The organism is Acinetobacter sp. PK01, assembly GCF_022819285.1.
GTDB classification, from domain to species: Bacteria; Pseudomonadota; Gammaproteobacteria; order Pseudomonadales; family Moraxellaceae; genus Acinetobacter; species Acinetobacter tandoii.
The window spans coordinates 3220245-3236163 of sequence record NZ_CP094643.1 but is presented as its reverse complement, the minus strand read 5'-3'; the positions used below and the strand labels follow the sequence as shown (position 1 = coordinate 3236163).

At 41.8% G+C, this 15919-nt stretch carries 13 protein-coding genes and 2 tRNA genes; 8 read left to right on the top strand and 7 right to left on the bottom strand.

The window, feature by feature from the left end; all coding sequences use genetic code 11:
• Positions 1–269: 269 nt before the first annotated feature.
• Complete coding sequence (locus MP622_RS15265; protein ID WP_044737338.1) at positions 270–1157, top strand: SDR family NAD(P)-dependent oxidoreductase; 888 nt, start codon at positions 270–272, stop codon at positions 1155–1157.
• Positions 1158–1266: 109 nt separating this feature from the next.
• Here MP622_RS15265 and MP622_RS15260 read toward each other — a convergent pair whose 3' ends face one another.
• On the bottom strand, positions 1267–3456 hold the full coding sequence (locus MP622_RS15260) for a SulP family inorganic anion transporter (RefSeq protein WP_104441378.1): 2190 nt from the start codon (positions 3454–3456) through the stop codon (positions 1267–1269).
• Between the two features lie 280 nt (positions 3457–3736).
• Complete coding sequence (locus MP622_RS15255; protein ID WP_243791667.1) at positions 3737–6103, bottom strand: Tex family protein; 2367 nt, start codon at positions 6101–6103, stop codon at positions 3737–3739.
• A 337-nt stretch (positions 6104–6440) separates the two neighbouring features.
• Here MP622_RS15255 and ompR point away from each other — a divergent pair, with 337 nt between their 5' ends.
• The 3 genes from ompR (at position 6441) to MP622_RS15240 (ending at position 10886) form a co-directional block, all read left to right on the top strand.
• Positions 6441–7205 (top strand): two-component system response regulator OmpR, encoded by a 765-nt coding sequence (gene ompR, locus MP622_RS15250; RefSeq protein WP_016168735.1) that lies wholly within the window; start codon positions 6441–6443, stop codon positions 7203–7205.
• Positions 7206–7475: 270 nt separating this feature from the next.
• Positions 7476–8936: an ATP-binding protein gene (locus MP622_RS15245; protein WP_243791665.1), complete on the top strand. Its 1461-nt coding sequence runs from the start codon at positions 7476–7478 to the stop codon at positions 8934–8936.
• A gap of 432 nt (positions 8937–9368) precedes the next feature.
• Positions 9369–10886 (top strand): acetyl-CoA hydrolase/transferase family protein, encoded by a 1518-nt coding sequence (locus MP622_RS15240; protein ID WP_016168737.1) that lies wholly within the window; start codon positions 9369–9371, stop codon positions 10884–10886.
• A gap of 73 nt (positions 10887–10959) precedes the next feature.
• On the opposite strand, the gene MP622_RS15235 is transcribed toward MP622_RS15240, so the two are convergent.
• From MP622_RS15235 to MP622_RS15215, 5 genes are all read right to left on the bottom strand, one after another.
• Positions 10960–11472 carry a hypothetical protein gene (locus MP622_RS15235; RefSeq protein ID WP_243791663.1) on the bottom strand — a complete coding sequence of 171 codons (513 nt, stop codon included), beginning with the start codon at positions 11470–11472 and terminating at the stop codon, positions 10960–10962.
• Positions 11473–11556: 84 nt separating this feature from the next.
• Entirely contained in the window at positions 11557–12309 is a 753-nt protein-coding gene (locus tag MP622_RS15230) for a class I SAM-dependent methyltransferase (RefSeq protein ID WP_243791661.1), read from the bottom strand.
• 112 nt (positions 12310–12421) lie between these two features.
• Positions 12422–12497 (bottom strand) — tRNA-Phe (locus MP622_RS15225).
• Between the two features lie 138 nt (positions 12498–12635).
• Positions 12636–12711, bottom strand: a tRNA-Phe gene (locus MP622_RS15220).
• Positions 12712–12931: 220 nt separating this feature from the next.
• Entirely contained in the window at positions 12932–13315 is a 384-nt protein-coding gene (locus MP622_RS15215; RefSeq protein WP_016168740.1) for a GNAT family N-acetyltransferase, read from the bottom strand.
• A gap of 96 nt (positions 13316–13411) precedes the next feature.
• Here MP622_RS15215 and hisB point away from each other — a divergent pair, with 96 nt between their 5' ends.
• The 4 genes from hisB (at position 13412) to MP622_RS15195 (ending at position 15918) form a co-directional block, all read left to right on the top strand.
• On the top strand, positions 13412–14005 hold the full coding sequence (gene hisB, locus MP622_RS15210; RefSeq protein WP_016168741.1) for an imidazoleglycerol-phosphate dehydratase HisB: 594 nt from the start codon (positions 13412–13414) through the stop codon (positions 14003–14005).
• On the top strand, positions 14005–14622 hold the full coding sequence (gene hisH, locus MP622_RS15205; protein ID WP_016168742.1) for an imidazole glycerol phosphate synthase subunit HisH: 618 nt from the start codon (positions 14005–14007) through the stop codon (positions 14620–14622). The genes hisB and hisH overlap by 1 nt, the downstream gene beginning before the upstream one ends.
• Before the next feature lie 90 nt (positions 14623–14712).
• Entirely contained in the window at positions 14713–15219 is a 507-nt protein-coding gene (locus MP622_RS15200; protein ID WP_243791660.1) for a hypothetical protein, read from the top strand.
• A gap of 66 nt (positions 15220–15285) precedes the next feature.
• On the top strand, positions 15286–15918 hold the full coding sequence (locus tag MP622_RS15195; protein WP_243791658.1) for a 3'-5' exonuclease: 633 nt from the start codon (positions 15286–15288) through the stop codon (positions 15916–15918).
• Position 15919: the final 1 nt, after the last annotated feature.

Here is a 15919-nt window from a genome sequence, read left to right as displayed (position 1 = left end):
CTCAAAAGTGGTCTTGATTTTTCAGCGTTATCTCTTGGAATTTAAATAAAATCGTGTTAATAATTAAGAAAAGATAGATTTAAAATAGAGCAATTACTCTAATTTTATTTGTAAATTCAAAGACTTATTTATAGCTTTTTTCATTATATTCGCTATCATTATGCGTGTGAGTTTTAGTCAACTCATGGAATAATGTGAACTAAGTTCTCCAATAAAATAAAGACAATTTAGGATTTAAGTGAACTAAATTCTAATCAGGGAAACACAGCGTGAAAGCAAAATTAGAGAAACTCTTTCAGGACCGTATCCACGGTAAAACCGTCCTCATTACAGGCGCATCTAGCGGCATTGGCTTAACTACAGCACATCGTCTTGCCGATGCAGGGGCACATGTCCTCCTCGTCTCACGTACCAAAGAAACTTTAGATGAAGTCAAGGCCGAAATTGAAGCCAAAGGTGGCAAGGCGTCAGTATTCCCATGTGACCTGAATGACATGGAAGCCATTGATGCTGTCTCTAAAGAAATCTTAGCGTCTGTGGAACATATTGATATTTTAATTAATAATGCAGGCCGTTCTATTCGTCGTGCCGTCCACGAATCACTTGATCGCTTTCATGATTTTGAACGTACCATGCAATTGAATTATTTTGGTGCTGTCCGTTTGGTGCTGAACTTACTTCCTCATATGATGGATCGTAAAGGCGGTCAAATCATTAATATCAGCTCGATTGGTGTATTAGCCAATGCAACTCGTTTCTCGGCGTATGTCGCCTCTAAAGCAGCTCTAGATGCATTTAGTCGCTGTCTGTCTGCAGAAGCACATGCACATAAAATTGCTATTACTTCAATTTATATGCCATTGGTTCGCACACCGATGATTGCACCAACCAAAATTTATAAATATGTGCCTACGCTGTCTCCTGAACAAGCGGCTGACCTAATTGCTTATGCGATTGTGAAGCGTCCGAAGAAAATTGCGACAAATCTTGGTCGTTTAGCATCGATTACCTATGCCATTGCCCCTGATATTAACAATATGTTTATGTCGATTGGCTATAACTTGTTCCCAAGCTCTTCTGCTTCTGTAGGCAAACAAGAACGCCTCAATTGGGTACAAAAAGCGTATGCCCGTCTGTTCCCAGGTGAACATTGGTAAGTTCAAATATTCAAAAAGCCTGTCCAATGACAGGCTTTTTTATGGCTGTATTTAGATTTCAAACTGCATACATTCTGTAATTCATCTCCCTTAAACGCTTAATACGCCTTTAGGTTTCCAGAAAATTGACCCGACCCGTTTGCACATCATAAATTGCACCGACAATTGCAATTTGTCCTTGCTCTAACATCTCCGCCAACACGCTACTGTGTTGCTGAATATATTGCATGTTGTACAACACATTCAGTGCCGTAACTTGATCCAAGAAAGCTTTATTCAGCTCACGTGGCTGCATAATCTGATACACACTGTTAACCGATTGCATTAAAGGCCCCAACACATATTGAATGTGCGGCATCTCTTTCACCTCTGCAATTTGTTTCTGCTGTAAGCGTAATTGGCAAGCACTGCTGACTGCACCACAGTCGGTATGCCCTAGTACCACAATCACTTTAGAGCCTTTGGCCTGACAGGCGAATTCGAGCGAGCCTAATACCTTTTGTCCTGCGATATTCCCTGCAATCCGTAAACTAAACAGATCTCCAATCCCGACATCAAACAACATTTCTGTTGGCGCACGCGAATCCATACACCCCAATACTGCTGCAATCGGGTGCTGACCTTGATCAGCCGTGACACGGAGCTGACGGTAGATATCCCGTTGCAAACGGTCATTCTGAACGAAACGCTCATTCCCTGCTTTAAGTAAATCAATCACTTGCGCTGGACTCAATTGACGCTGTAATTCAGCAGTGCTGATATCAATATCGAGGGCCGCATCATCCAGTTCTTGATAATGTTGTTTAAAGCCAATCAATTTCACATCAACTTGACGTTTCAGTGCTGTTTCAGCTTGATAATCTTGAATGACCTGATAGATATCTGCATCAATCGATTCCGACTGTGTGGCGTCAATAATTAACTGTTCACCTGCATGAATATGCTCCAGCGCTGAAATGAGGGCTGAACGATTCAAAAAAGTGACTTGAGACGGTAGTTCAATACGAGTCACGACACCATGCAAATGATGCTCTTTATAAATTCTGACACCTTTATAAAAGTTTCCGTACAGAATAAAAGCCGCACTACAGAATAACCCGACCAGAATCCCCATCAACAAATCAGTCAGTAAAATCGCTATCAGGGTAATAATAAATGGCACAAACTGCTTCCAACCCTTTTGATATAGCTGTTGGAACAACTTTGGATGCGTGAGTTTAAAGCCCGTCACTAATAAAATGGCAGCCAATGCCGATAAGGGAATCATATTCATCAACGGCACAAAACATAGCACGGCCAACAACAGCAATAGCCCATGAATCACACTGGAATACTTACTCCGCGCTCCTGAATTGGCATTAACCGAACTACGAACAATCACCGAAGTCAATGGCATCCCCCCAACAGCGCCCGAAACCACATTGCCAATGCCTTGTGCCCACAATTCACGATTTGGAGGTGACGAGCGTTTATATGGGTCTAACTTGTCCGCCGCCTCCAGATTGAGCAAAGTTTCCAAAGAAGCGACCACGGCTAAAGTCAGTGCTCCTGTATAAATTAAGGGTTCAGTTAAATAACGCCAGTCAGGTCCCATCAATACCTGCTCAGGTGCCTGCCAAATGTTGGGTAATTGAATTAAATTTGACGTACTCACTGCCCAAGGAGATTGAGTAGCAACTAACAGATAATTGATTCCTGCTGCCAAAACGACAGCCATCAATGCGGAAGGAATATTGTATTTTTTGAGCGGGCTACAATCCCACATCAAGATCAGCAATAAGCTGAATAAGCCAATCAGTGCCGCACCAGCATCGACTGTGGTAAACACAGTGTGAATTTGACCTCCCCAGAGCTGTTGCCATGAGAAATTGGAAAAACCCAACAGATAGGGCAATTGGCTGAGAATTAGAATGATTCCAATAGCCGCCAATAACCCCAAAATGACATTGTTGGGAATAAAGTTGGCAAAGAAACCGAGCCTGAGTAAACCAAAACCAATTTGCAGTAGACCTGCAAAAATAATACACAATAAAAAAGCGGCATAATTGCCGCCTAATTGATCCAATTGCACCAGAATCACTGCCGTTAGCCCCGCTGCTGGACCTGCAACGCTAATGTGTGAGCCACTCAAAAGCCCAACAACTATACCACCAATAATTCCTGAGATAATCCCTGAAATAATGGGAGCACCTGATGCAAGAGCAATACCTAAACACAGCGGTAATGCCACCAAAAACACCACTAAACCCGACAAAGCATCCCTGATATGGAATCGGTTTTTTCTTTCTAAAGTCAACATAGTTAAACCGTTTATAATGATTAAATAGCAAAAAGTTTACGTCTGTATATTAATATCCAGACGCTCTCAATCTTGTCGGACAATCTGCTGGGTGAAAAGTGAAGTTCTGCTGTGCTGTTGTGAAGGTTTAACAGCTTTTAATATTATTTTTGTTGATCTTCAGATTCGGCTCATCTTGAAATTAAAAATGCCACTACATATCAGTTCAAAATATATCTCGATATATTTTAAGCATAAAAAAACCTCCCGATTGGGAGGTTTTTCTTAGTTGAACTCAGGCTTATTTCGAGCCTTTAATACCTGCTTGTAATAACAATGCACCTAAACCACCGATCTTGTTCTCTTGGGGTTTATTGGCTTGCGGTTTTTGACCACCTTGACGCTGTGGACGGTCACCTTGTGGACGCATCTGCTGTGGGCGTTTACCCTGTGGCTTACGTTCAGCGCGCTGTTCTTGATTTTGCTCACGACGTGGTTGACGCGGTGCTTTAGCTGGAGCTTCAGAACCTTCTGGACGCATTGACAAGTTCACACGGTTACGCTCTGCATCAACTTGTAGTACACGCACCTGAACAATTTGACCAGGTTTCACTACTTTGTGCGGATCAGAAACAAACTCATTCGCCAATTCAGAAATGTGTACCAAACCATCCTGATGTACACCCACATCAACGAAAGCACCGAAGTTCGTCACATTGGTCACGACACCTTCAAGCTGCATGCCTTCAGTGAGTTGCGCAACTTCTGTAATGTCTTCACGGAATTTAGCAGTACGGAATTCTGGACGTGGGTCACGGCCTGGTTTTTCCAATTCGCTTAAAACGTCTTGAATCGTTGGCAAACCAAATTGTTCATCAGCAAAATCTTCTGCCTTAATTTGACGAATAATTTCGCTGTTGCCAATTAAGTCTTTTACGGTAGTCGCTTTGGCAGTCACCATTTTTTCGACTAAACCATAACTCTCAGGATGCACCGCAGAAGCATCTAGTGGTTCGCTACCATTTTGAATACGTAAGAAACCTGCCGCTTGTTCAAAAGTACGATCGCCTAAACGAGGCACTTTTTTCAGGTCTTGACGGTTGTCGAAACGACCATTTTCTTTACGGAATTCCACGATTTGTTGTGCAATCGCTTTATTCAAACCTGCGATATAACCCAAAATTGCAGCAGAAGCAGTGTTTACATCTACACCCACTGCGTTCACACAGTCTTCAACCACAGCATCTAGGGTTTTAGCTAAACCAGTTTGGTTCACATCATGTTGATATTGACCTACGCCAATTGATTTTGGATCAATTTTGACTAATTCAGCCAATGGGTCTTGTAAGCGACGCGCAATTGAAACCGCACCACGAATCGACACATCCAACTCTGGCAATTCAGCCGAAGCCAATTCAGATGCTGAATAAACCGATGCACCAGCTTCACTGACGGTCACACGGGTAACCTTAAGTTCAGGGTGTTGTGCCATCATTTCAGCAACGACAGCTTCTGTTTCACGGCTAGCTGTACCATTACCAATCGCGATTAAATCGACCTTAAATTCTTGGCACAAACGCGCTAATTCAGCAATTGAACCTGCTTTGTCTTCTTTCGGTGCAAATGGATAAATGGTGCTATGTGCAACCACATCACCTGATTCATTGACCACAGCCAATTTCACGCCTGTACGAATACCAGGGTCGACACCAAGCGTACAACGGCTGCCTGCTGGTGCTGAAAGCAATAAGTGGCGTAGGTTTTCTGCAAACACTTGCATCGCTTCAGCTTCGGCATTCAAACGCTTTTCTGTCAATAATGAATGTTCGATGCTTGGACGAACTTTACCTAACCAGAACAGTTTTGCAGTTTGCTTTAAAAAGTCTTGACGTGCTTGTGGCTGAACTTGATCTAAGTTGTATTCAACTTCAATACGTGCCAATGGTGCGTTATCGTCACCATCAACCTTTAAGCCCAAGACATTTTCTTGACGGCCACGTAACATCGCCAATAAACGATGTGAAGGGACTTTATTCAAGTTTTCAGAGAAGTCGAAGTAATCACGGAATTTTTTACCGACTTCTTTTTTCTCTTCACTTGCGACTAAACTTTTTAATACGGCTGTTTTGGCAAAAGTACTTTTTAACTCGGTGGTTAACGCAATATTTTGTGCCCAGTCATCTATCAAAATGTGCTGGATTGCATCAAGCTGGCTTTCCACATCTGGGTATTCTTCATGACTAAATCCCGCCAATGCTTCACTTGGCTCAACTGCTTCTTGAAAGATTTTTTCTGCAATTGGACCCAAGCCCGCTTCTTTCGCTTTAAATGATTTACTGGTGCGCTTTGGACGATAAGGCGCGTAAATTTCTTCTAAAGCATTTTTGGTTTCAGCAGCATTCACGCGTGCCAATAAATCATCTGACAATTTATTTTGTTCTTTCAATGATTCAATGACTTTGTCACGACGCTCGTATAAGTCTCTTAAATAAGCTAAACGTGTATCGAGCTGACGTAACTGAGTGTCGTCTAGACCTTGCGTCACTTCTTTACGGTAACGTGCGATAAATGGAACGCTTGCGCCCTCATCGATTAGTTTAATCGCAGCTTCGACTTGATTTGAACGTACGGCAAGCTCTGTTGCCAACTGCTGAACTAAGTCAGTCATCGTGTTTGATCCCACAAGGATAAGTTCTAAAAGCCATGATTATAAAGACCAAGACCATAAAATCCACAATTGTTTTATTAAATTTCATTCTGGTCGAATTTGCCAATTTTCGATTTTTTCATCAATCGCACACTTTTTTTTCATAATTAAGCAAAGAACTACAGTAAATCAGTCATTAATCCGTTATTTTAGATGTATATATTTGGTATCTATGCCTTGATTTTATCTGCAATATTTGTTGCTTTAGAACATAGCAAATCGATATAAATGAATCGTATACTCCTTGTGATCTCTTGACCCCGTATACGATGACAATAAAGAATAAGGAGCACACATCATGAGTTTAGTTGTACCTGCGGAACATGGCGATGTTGTACATGCAGACACTGACCGCGTTGAACGCATTCTCGTCGTAGATGATGATGTGCGTTTACGTACGCTATTACAGCGATTCTTGGAAGATAAAGGTTTCGTGGTGAAAACGGCTCACGATGCCACTCAAATGGATCGCTTACTTCAACGTGAACTGTTTTCACTTATCGTGCTCGATTTTATGCTTCCTGTGGAAGATGGTTTAAGTATTTGTCGTCGTTTGCGCCATTCAAATATTGATACGCCTATTATTATGCTGACCGCGCGTGGTAGCGATTCAGACCGTATTGCGGGTTTAGAAGCGGGTGCAGATGATTATTTACCTAAGCCATTTAACCCAAATGAATTGTTAGCCCGTATTCGTGCAGTGTTGCGTCGTCAAGTCCGCGAAGTGCCTGGTGCACCAAGTCAGCAAATGGAAGTAGTCAGCTTTGGACCTTGGTCATTAGACCTTTCAACCCGAACTTTAACGCGTGAAGGTCAAGTGGTTACACTGACTACGGGTGAGTTTGCAGTACTGAAAGCCCTCGTACAACATCCGCGCGAACCACTCACTCGTGACAAATTAATGAATTTAGCGCGTGGACGTGAATGGGGGGCTATGGAGCGTTCAATTGACGTACAAGTTTCTCGCTTACGTCGCCTGATTGAAGAAAACCCTGCCCGTGCCCGTTATATTCAAACGGTTTGGGGTGTAGGTTATGTTTTTGTTCCAGATGGTGCTGAGTAATTAAAACTCAAAGAAATATCTTAAATCATGTTTAAGAATTTCGTGACATAACCATTCGCAACTGTTCGAGGCAGGAGATTTTAAATAAAAATGTTTCTGCGAGAATTCAGATCAATGTTTGTATCTGTCGAGTTTTGCAAATGGAAATGGTTTTGCCTACTTTTGCCAAAACAAAAGTAGGTCGAACCGAAGGTTAAAACTGGAATTTAAATTAATCACAGTAAGACCCTGCACAAACTTAACCCTGTTCTTAAATTATGGGGAATTACCGTGAAACTAGATCCGATCGACCCGCAAGAATTTACCGATTTTGTCGCCTATTCTGAAAAGAAACGCACTTCTTCAGAACGTTTTTTCGATAAAATCAAGCCTCGTTCTGCTGCCATGCGTACCACGGTACTGGTGTTGTTTGTGGTGTTCTTTAGCTTATTCATGTCGTTATGGTTCTTCTGGAAAACCCTGTATTTACCTGAAATTCAACAACACGCGAGATTTCTTGCCGTTGAATTAGAAATGATCAACAACCCTCGCTTAAAGATTTACCACGATGATGTTCAACTCGACATTGACCAATGGCTCAAACAACGCGTTGGGGTTGAATATGTCACCGATCCTAATGAATATCCAAACGTCAAAGATAAACTGATTGCCGACTTCTTTACCAACCGCATTGAGCATCAGCTTGCCAAAGAATTAAATATCAAAGACGTCACCGTATATTTTCAGTTTAAACCAAGTCCCAGAATTTGGGTGCAAACCCCCGAAATGAATGGACACTGGGTACGTGAACCCTTAAAAACCTACGCTAACTACAGTCCAGAACTCATTTTCGGCTGGCTGTTTGGGGTTCCACTCATATCTGCTGTTATTATTTTAACGCTAGTGCGTCAATTGAATCGCCCATTGCGTCGTTTGCAAAATGCCGCCAACAGCTACAGTAGAACAGGCACTGCACCGTACTTAGAAACCAATCATGGTCCGCAAGAAATTCGTGAGGTGAATCAAGCATTTAACCATATGATTTATACACTAGATCAGACAGAGCGAGATCGTCGTATTATGCTGGCAGGTATTTCACATGACTTACGCACGCCCCTCACACGTATTCGCCTCAGCGCAGAAATGATGCCAGATGATGACTTCCTGAAAGAAGGTCTGATTTATGATGTGGAAGATATGGATGCAATTTTAAATCAATTCATTTCCTTTATGCGCGATGGCTCAGATGAAGTCCTACAAGCTACGGATATCAATAATTTATTGCAGGAATTGGTCATTCAATTTAAACCTCTTGATGTTCGCTTTAGTCCGCAAGAACTACCCCTAATTCAAGCACGCAGTCTGTCCCTGAAACGCTTAATTGGTAATTTAATTAATAATTCTAAACGGTACGGCGCAGAACCTGTTGAGTTATCCGCACGGGTGGAAGGCGAACATATTTTAATTAGTGTGGCAGATCATGGGGAAGGGATTCCAGAAGACCAAATTGAAGATCTGATGCAACCATTTGTGCGAGGCAATGCTGCTCGAACAGTGCAAGGCAGTGGCTTAGGATTGGCCATTGTGAAGCGCATTGTGGACATTCATCAGGGTAAACTCCTCATTCACAATCGTGAGCAAGGTGGGCTTGAAGCCATTATTTTACTGCCTTTGCCCAAAGACGAACCTGAAGAACTAAGCACCGCTAATCCCATAGAAAAATTAAAACAAAGTATTAGCGAACACTTCTAATTTATTTGCTTATCCTGCAATGGTGAAAGCCGTATTTCTAAATTATGGACTTTCACCTTTCAGTAATTGATGTCTTTACTCATGCCCTTCCGATCATTCCTTCAACAGCGATTGAGTGAAATTTCCAGCTTATTTAAAATGATTTACTCTGCTTTTTAATCTAAATTTTTCTGTATCGTGATGTTGTGATCTTCAAAACATGCCATTTGTAACAAATTTTGCACTAATTTTGATCAATAACCGTACAGTCAGTATTAAAAACAACCGAATAGTTATGAAATATCCCTCATAAAATCAATTGATTAAAAATTATCAAAATTTGTTATACCCGCATTTTTCTAAAAAATTAGACCTTAGCCTAACAGGTATGCAAAATGCGTTTTCTGATGGGTACAATCCCTATCAGTTTCAAAATTCCAACGAGAGTAAACCATGTCATTAGATCGCATTCGTTTAGCTTCACTACACGACAAAGTCATCAGCGCAGAACAAGCTGCGGAATTCATTCAGGACGGTATGACTGTCGGTATGAGTGGCTTTACCCGTGCTGGCGAAGCAAAAGCTGTTCCATTGGCTTTAGTAAAACGTGCTCACACGAACCCATTAAAAATCACGTTAATTACGGGTGCGAGTCTAGGGAATGACCTTGACAAACAATTGACTGAAGCGGGTGTTCTAGCTCGTCGCCTTCCTTTCCAAGTCGACAACACTTTACGTAAAGCCATCAACAATGGCGAAGTGATGTTCATTGACCAACACTTGTCTGAAACTGTTGAACAAATGCGTAATCTTCAGTTGAAAAAGCCTGATGTTGCGGTGATTGAAGCCGTAGCGATCACTGAAGATGGCGGCATCATTCCAACAACATCTGTAGGTAACTCTGCAAGCTTTGCAATTTTTGCTGAGAAAGTAATTGTTGAAATCAACACCAACTTAAGCCCAGCATTTGAAGGCTTACACGACATCTATATTCCAACATATCGCCCAACACGCCAACCAATTCCATTAACTCAAGTGGACGAGCGTATTGGTACAACTGCGATCAACATCGATCCATCTAAAATTGTCGGTATCGTATTCAACAGCGAATTACATGATTCTCCATCAACTGTGACTGCTCCAGATGATGAAACTCAAGCAATCGCAAACCACTTAATCGCATTCTTCGAAAAAGAAGTGGCTGAAGAACGTTTACCGAAAAACTTAGGTCCGCTTCAAGCAGGTATCGGTTCAATCGCAAACGCAGTATTGACCGGTTTGAAAGATTCAAACTTCGAAGACCTGATCATGTATTCAGAAGTTCTTCAAGACTGTACTTTCGAATTGATTGATGCAGGTAAAATGATTTTTGCGTCAGGTTCTTCGATTACACTTTCTGCAAAATACGGCGAGAAAGTGTTCAATAACCTTGAAGCATATAAAGACAAACTGGTGCTTCGTCCACAAGAAATTTCGAACCATCCTGAACTTGTACGTCGTCTAGGTATTATCGGTATCAATACTGCACTTGAGTTTGATATTTACGGTAACGTGAACTCAACACATGTTTGTGGTACAAAAATGATGAATGGTATCGGTGGTTCAGGTGACTTCGCACGTAATGCACACTTGGCAATCTTCGTGACCAAATCAATTGCAAAAGGTGGCGACATTTCTTCTGTTGTTCCATTTGCATCACACGTTGACCATGCAGAGCACGACGTAGACATCCTTGTAACTGAACAAGGTCTGGCAGATCTTCGTGGTTTAGCACCACGTGAGCGTGCTCGTGCGATTATCGACAACTGTGCACACCCACTTTACCGCGATGCATTAAACGACTACTTTGATCGTTCATGTGCAAAAGGTGGCCATACTCCTCACTTACTTCGTGAAGCGCTTTCTTGGCACTCTAACTTTGAAGAAACAGGTCACATGCTTGCTCCTGAAGTACAAGCAAAATCTGCTTAATTCAAATCAGCATAAAAAACGCCCCATCGGGGCGTTTTTTATTGGCTGAGTTTAGAATTTAAACCATAACAACTTAATGTGGCGTCAATAAAAACATCTTCATTAACCCATCAACATTCATCTGCTGCTCAATTGTCCCAATTGAAACCACGCCCAAATTCAACTGAATTTGGGGTGCTTGCTGTAAATACTGGATAGGACTATTCGGATTCACCACGGGATCAATCATTCGATATAGCCCCAGTCTCGGGTCATCCGACTGTAAGCCATCCGCAATTGAATAAACGTGTAACAAAATCGGTAAAGGCAAATCAAAAGTTGGAATACGTTCTGGAGGTAAAATTTCTTGTGAAACACGTGCCGTGTCGATCAATCTCCACTGCTGCGGAGCAGTCTCAAGTTTTATCAAATAATGGTCAAAGATTTGCTGTCTGACGTCATCGGGCTGGGATTGAATATCTCCAGTTTGAAGACGTAAATCTTGCTCTGTCAGCGCGGAAAGATCAGATGGGACATTGGCATAGCCATGACTCATCAACAATGCACCCAAAGCCAGTGCATTGAATATTTTGGGAGAGAAATACATGGCAAAATGTCCATTTAGATTTCTACCCTTTTTATTTTAAAACTCGGCAAATGATTAAACAGTTGTTTCAACGTAAAACAGCCTTTAGGCAACTTCACTCGCAAATTGACGCCCTACCCGTAACAAGACAGGAAAACTCAGCTTCACTGTAGGATTTCTCTTTGCTACCAAACACTGACGTATATTCAGCAATGGATCTTGCTGGCGTCGTTGCTGATAGTGCTGTACGCCTGACCATGTCGCTAAATACTGTAACAGTTGCATACTGCTCCATGTATAGCGTAAGGCTAAAGCAGGAACAGCCAACTCCTGAAAAGGGAAAGGAATGGTTTGATAATGCTCATCAATATAACGCCGCTCTGGATCCCAATAACCTTGTAGCGTTTTGAAATAGAGCTGCTGTAAGGCATGCTGCAATTCAGCATCCTGCAATTGAATCAGACCATAGCCAACCACGGCAAGTACACCCTCTGGTTTCAATACACGCTTTACCTCAGCATAGAAGGTCGTAAAATCGAACCAGTGAATGGCTTGCGCCACACAAACCAAATCCACTGACGCAGACGTACAAGGGCTGTGTTCCGCTGTGGCTTGTAAATAACGCACATTGGCAAAGACAGGAGCCTGTTGAAGCTGCTGCTCGCTTAAGTCTGTCGCGAGCACCTGCGCAAAATGAGGTGCAACTAACTGGGTAAATTGGCCCGAACCGGCCCCACAATCCCAAGCCAATGCCCGTTCGGGCACATAAGTCAAAATGGCATCAAGAATTTCTGTCGAATATTGAGGACGTGCTTGTTGATACAATTCACTGTTTGCAGAAAATAAATCCTTGGCCATTGCCCCTCGCTCCCCGCCATTTTTATTTTAAATTTAGTCATGATTGTACAGAGCACAACTTTTTTTTGTGCATAAAAAAACCCTTAAACAATGTTTAAGGGTTTTTTGAATATGGTGGCGAGACCCAGGATCGAACTGGGGACACACGGATTTTCAATCCGTTGCTCTACCTACTGAGCTATCACGCCGATGCCGTGTATTAAGCCTCATCTCAGCTGATTAGTCAATCCTAATCCATAACTTTTTGATCAATCGGATATTTTTCAGCCAAAAAAAATCCCTGATGGGATCAGGGATTGAAAACACAAATATGGTTTTAAAATATATGGTGGCGAGACCCAGGATCGAACTGGGGACACACGGATTTTCAATCCGTTGCTCTACCTACTGAGCTATCACGCCGATGGGGCGTATTAAAGCGGTTTAAGCCACAAGCGTCAAGCACATTTTTACAAATTTTGTATCAAATGATGGGTTTTTCAACAAATTTTGAGTTATCGCCATAAACTACCCCCATTCTCATACACCATTCAGGCTTACATATAAAAGGGCAGCATCAATGCTGCCCTTTTATTCAATCTATACAGATGCAATCCGATTACTACTTCATGATTAATTCTGTTTAGCTAGGTAATTTATTTAAATGGGCTAAACAGCGATGGATCGCACCACAACCAGGTTCAAATATTTTCACCCCTTTGGCCTCTTCCATACGGCAAACTTCTGCGACCAACCGTTCTGCAACGCCACGACCACGATTCGCAGGATGCACCACAATATACTCCAGCGTCTTACTTTCACCCTGCCCTGTACACCAAATCGCACCTATCACTTTAGTATTAAATTCTGCGGTGTAAACTAGGGTATACTGAGCTAAGTTTTGTTCAAGTTGTTCTATCGCATCTTGCCCATCACCAAATTCTGGGCTGGTGTCATACAGTCGCTCAAGCTGGCTGCGCATTTCTTCATTTTCTAGTGAAGTATAAGCATGTACGGTAATAGGCATTGATAAACCCTCCTGAGCAATCTAATATGCGGTGATTTCGTCACGGCGAAAAACATTTTACATCAATCATTTTTGACGTTTTTGAGGAACGTGTCTATGACAGAACGTATCAGTGAAGTGGTAAGAAATACCAACGAAACCAAAATTCGAGTACGCTTAAATCTCGATGGTACTGGTCAAGGCACTTTAAACACTGGAGTTCCTTTTTTAGACCATATGATTGATCAAATCAAGCGGCATGGACTATTTGATATTGATATCCATTGTGATGGCGACTTAGAAATTGATGATCACCACACGGTGGAAGACTGCGGTATTACGCTAGGTCAGGCCTTTGCCCAAGCATTAGGTGATAAAAAAGGCTTGCGTCGTTATGGACATTTTTATGCGCCACTTGATGAATCTTTAAGCCGTGCGGTGGTCGATCTTTCTGGTCGTCCGGGTTTATTTATGGATATTCCATTTACTCGCGCTATGATTGGTCGTTTTGATGTGGATTTATTTTCTGAATTCTTCCAAGGTTTCGTCAATCATGCCCTCATGACAGTGCACATTGACAACCTTAAGGGTAAAAATAGCCACCACCAAATTGAAAGTGTGTTCAAAGCATTTGCTCGTGCATTGCGTATGGCATGTGAGGTTGATCCTCGTGCTGCCAATACCATTGCGTCAACCAAAGGAAGTTTGTAATGACCCGTATTGCACTTCTTGATTATGGCATGGGCAATTTGCACTCAGCTGCAAAAGCACTGGAATATGTCGGTGCTACGGTGGATGTCACCAATGACCCGAAACTGATTGCTCAAGCAGACAAAATTGTGTTCCCAGGTGTCGGTGCGATGCGAGACTGTATGCAAGGCATGCATGAAGCAGGGATTGATGAAGTGGTACGTCAAGCCGCATTTAACAAACCTGTTTTGGCCATTTGCGTAGGTATGCAGGCACTGATGCAGCATTCTGAAGAAAATGGTGGTACGGATGCACTCGGCATTTTTGAAGGTGCCGTCAAACGCTTTCCAGACATGGATGGCTTAAAAGTACCTCACATGGGCTGGAATCAAGTGCATCAGGCCGATCCAAGCCACCCAATGTGGAATAATATTGAACAAGATGCACGTTTCTACTTCGTACATAGTTTCTATGTCGAACCGAAAGACAGCAATATTGTCGCGGCAACCTGTGATTATGGCATTCAATTCTGCACTGCTATTCATCAAGAAAACTTGTTCGCGACACAGTTCCATCCAGAAAAAAGTCATACGGCTGGACTACAATTGCTGAAAAACTTTGTGGAATGGGATATTTAATTCATTCTTATTTTAAATTTATTAAAAGCTCAACTTCGGTTGAGCTTTTCTTTTAATATCAGGCTATCACAGCATAGAAATATATAAAAAATGATTCAATTTCAGTTTTTTCCTCGCTCTCATCCAACAACACCAAAACTTTTAGAAGTTACTCAGGTTTTCGAATATTGCCTTAATGATATCAACTCACAAATACATCAACTCTCAAGCAATGAGGTACTTCTTATTATTGCAAGTGGTCTTGAGCAAATCGGATTCAAAGTTGAAAAAAGTAAATCTGCCGAAGATAAAATCCCTGTTCCAGTCCTATACGGTTACAATAACAAAACTTCTAAAAGTTTCTTAGCCGATGCAATTCACTTTGAGCAAAAAATCGTTATTGAAGTTGAGGCTGGCCGTGCTGTTGTCAATAATCAGTTCTTAAAAGATATATTTCAAGCCAGTATGATGGTTGATATTGATTATCTGGTTTTGGCTGTACGAAATACTTATCGCCAATCGGATGATTTTCAAAAAGTCTATCAATTCTTAGACACACTATATACATCCCAAAGAATCCAGCTACCCTTAAAAGGAATATTGATCATTGGTTATTAACTTCAAATCTTTTGCCAATCAACATGAAAGGCTATAGGCTAAAGCATCATCTTAGGCACTTATTCTATGGATAAGCTAGATTTATCATTAATCCCCAGTAAAGAACAAATTCAACAATTACCTGTTTTTCAAAATTTGCTACCCGATCAGATTCAACTAATTTCCAAGCTCGAACAGTGTCATGCTCTACAAGATGAACTATTTTCTGCCCCGTTCTTTGGCTTTGATTCCGAATCTAAACCCACCTTTCGTAAAGGTGAAGTTGCGACGGGGCCGCATGTCATTCAATTGGCAACAGCCAATAAGGCCTATGTTTTTCAAATTAGCCCTGCTATTTTGGACTTTTTAACTCCAATTTTTGAAAATCCTGAACAACTCAAAGTTGGCTTTGGTTTAAAAAATGATGCCCATCTGTTTCGTAAAAAAGGCATTCATTTCAATCAAGTGCTTGATCTTGCCAAAGCTTTTACTGCATTTGGCATCACGACTCCCGTAGGTGTTAAAAATGCGATGGCCTTGCTGTTTCAGGTCAATTTTCCAAAAAGTAAAAGTGTCAGCACCTCAAACTGGAGTAAATTTCCTTTAAGCGCGGCACAAATCCAATATGCGGCTGCCGATGCCTATGCCCCTGTGCTGATTTATCAAGAGTTACAACGTTTAGGTATAACTTTGCCTGCTGCACAACATAGAACGAAATAAA

What these genes read in the sequence shown, in the direction of transcription:
- MP622_RS15215 (WP_016168740.1), bottom strand. Translation starts at nt 13,315, where the DNA reads ATGCCTATTACCGTACATGCTTATACTTCACTAGAAAATGAAGAAATG.
- ompR (WP_016168735.1), top strand. Translation starts at nt 6,441, where the DNA reads ATGAGTTTAGTTGTACCTGCGGAACATGGCGATGTTGTACATGCAGAC.
- MP622_RS15235 (WP_243791663.1), bottom strand. Translation starts at nt 11,472, where the DNA reads ATGTATTTCTCTCCCAAAATATTCAATGCACTGGCTTTGGGTGCATTG.
- MP622_RS15260 (WP_104441378.1), bottom strand. Translation starts at nt 3,456, where the DNA reads ATGTTGACTTTAGAAAGAAAAAACCGATTCCATATCAGGGATGCTTTG.
- MP622_RS15195 (WP_243791658.1), top strand. Translation starts at nt 15,286, where the DNA reads ATGGATAAGCTAGATTTATCATTAATCCCCAGTAAAGAACAAATTCAA.
- MP622_RS15240 (WP_016168737.1), top strand. Translation starts at nt 9,369, where the DNA reads ATGTCATTAGATCGCATTCGTTTAGCTTCACTACACGACAAAGTCATC.
- MP622_RS15200 (WP_243791660.1), top strand. Translation starts at nt 14,713, where the DNA reads ATGATTCAATTTCAGTTTTTTCCTCGCTCTCATCCAACAACACCAAAA.
- hisB (WP_016168741.1), top strand. Translation starts at nt 13,412, where the DNA reads ATGACAGAACGTATCAGTGAAGTGGTAAGAAATACCAACGAAACCAAA.
- hisH (WP_016168742.1), top strand. Translation starts at nt 14,005, where the DNA reads ATGACCCGTATTGCACTTCTTGATTATGGCATGGGCAATTTGCACTCA.
- MP622_RS15230 (WP_243791661.1), bottom strand. Translation starts at nt 12,309, where the DNA reads ATGGCCAAGGATTTATTTTCTGCAAACAGTGAATTGTATCAACAAGCA.
- MP622_RS15255 (WP_243791667.1), bottom strand. Translation starts at nt 6,103, where the DNA reads ATGACTGACTTAGTTCAGCAGTTGGCAACAGAGCTTGCCGTACGTTCA.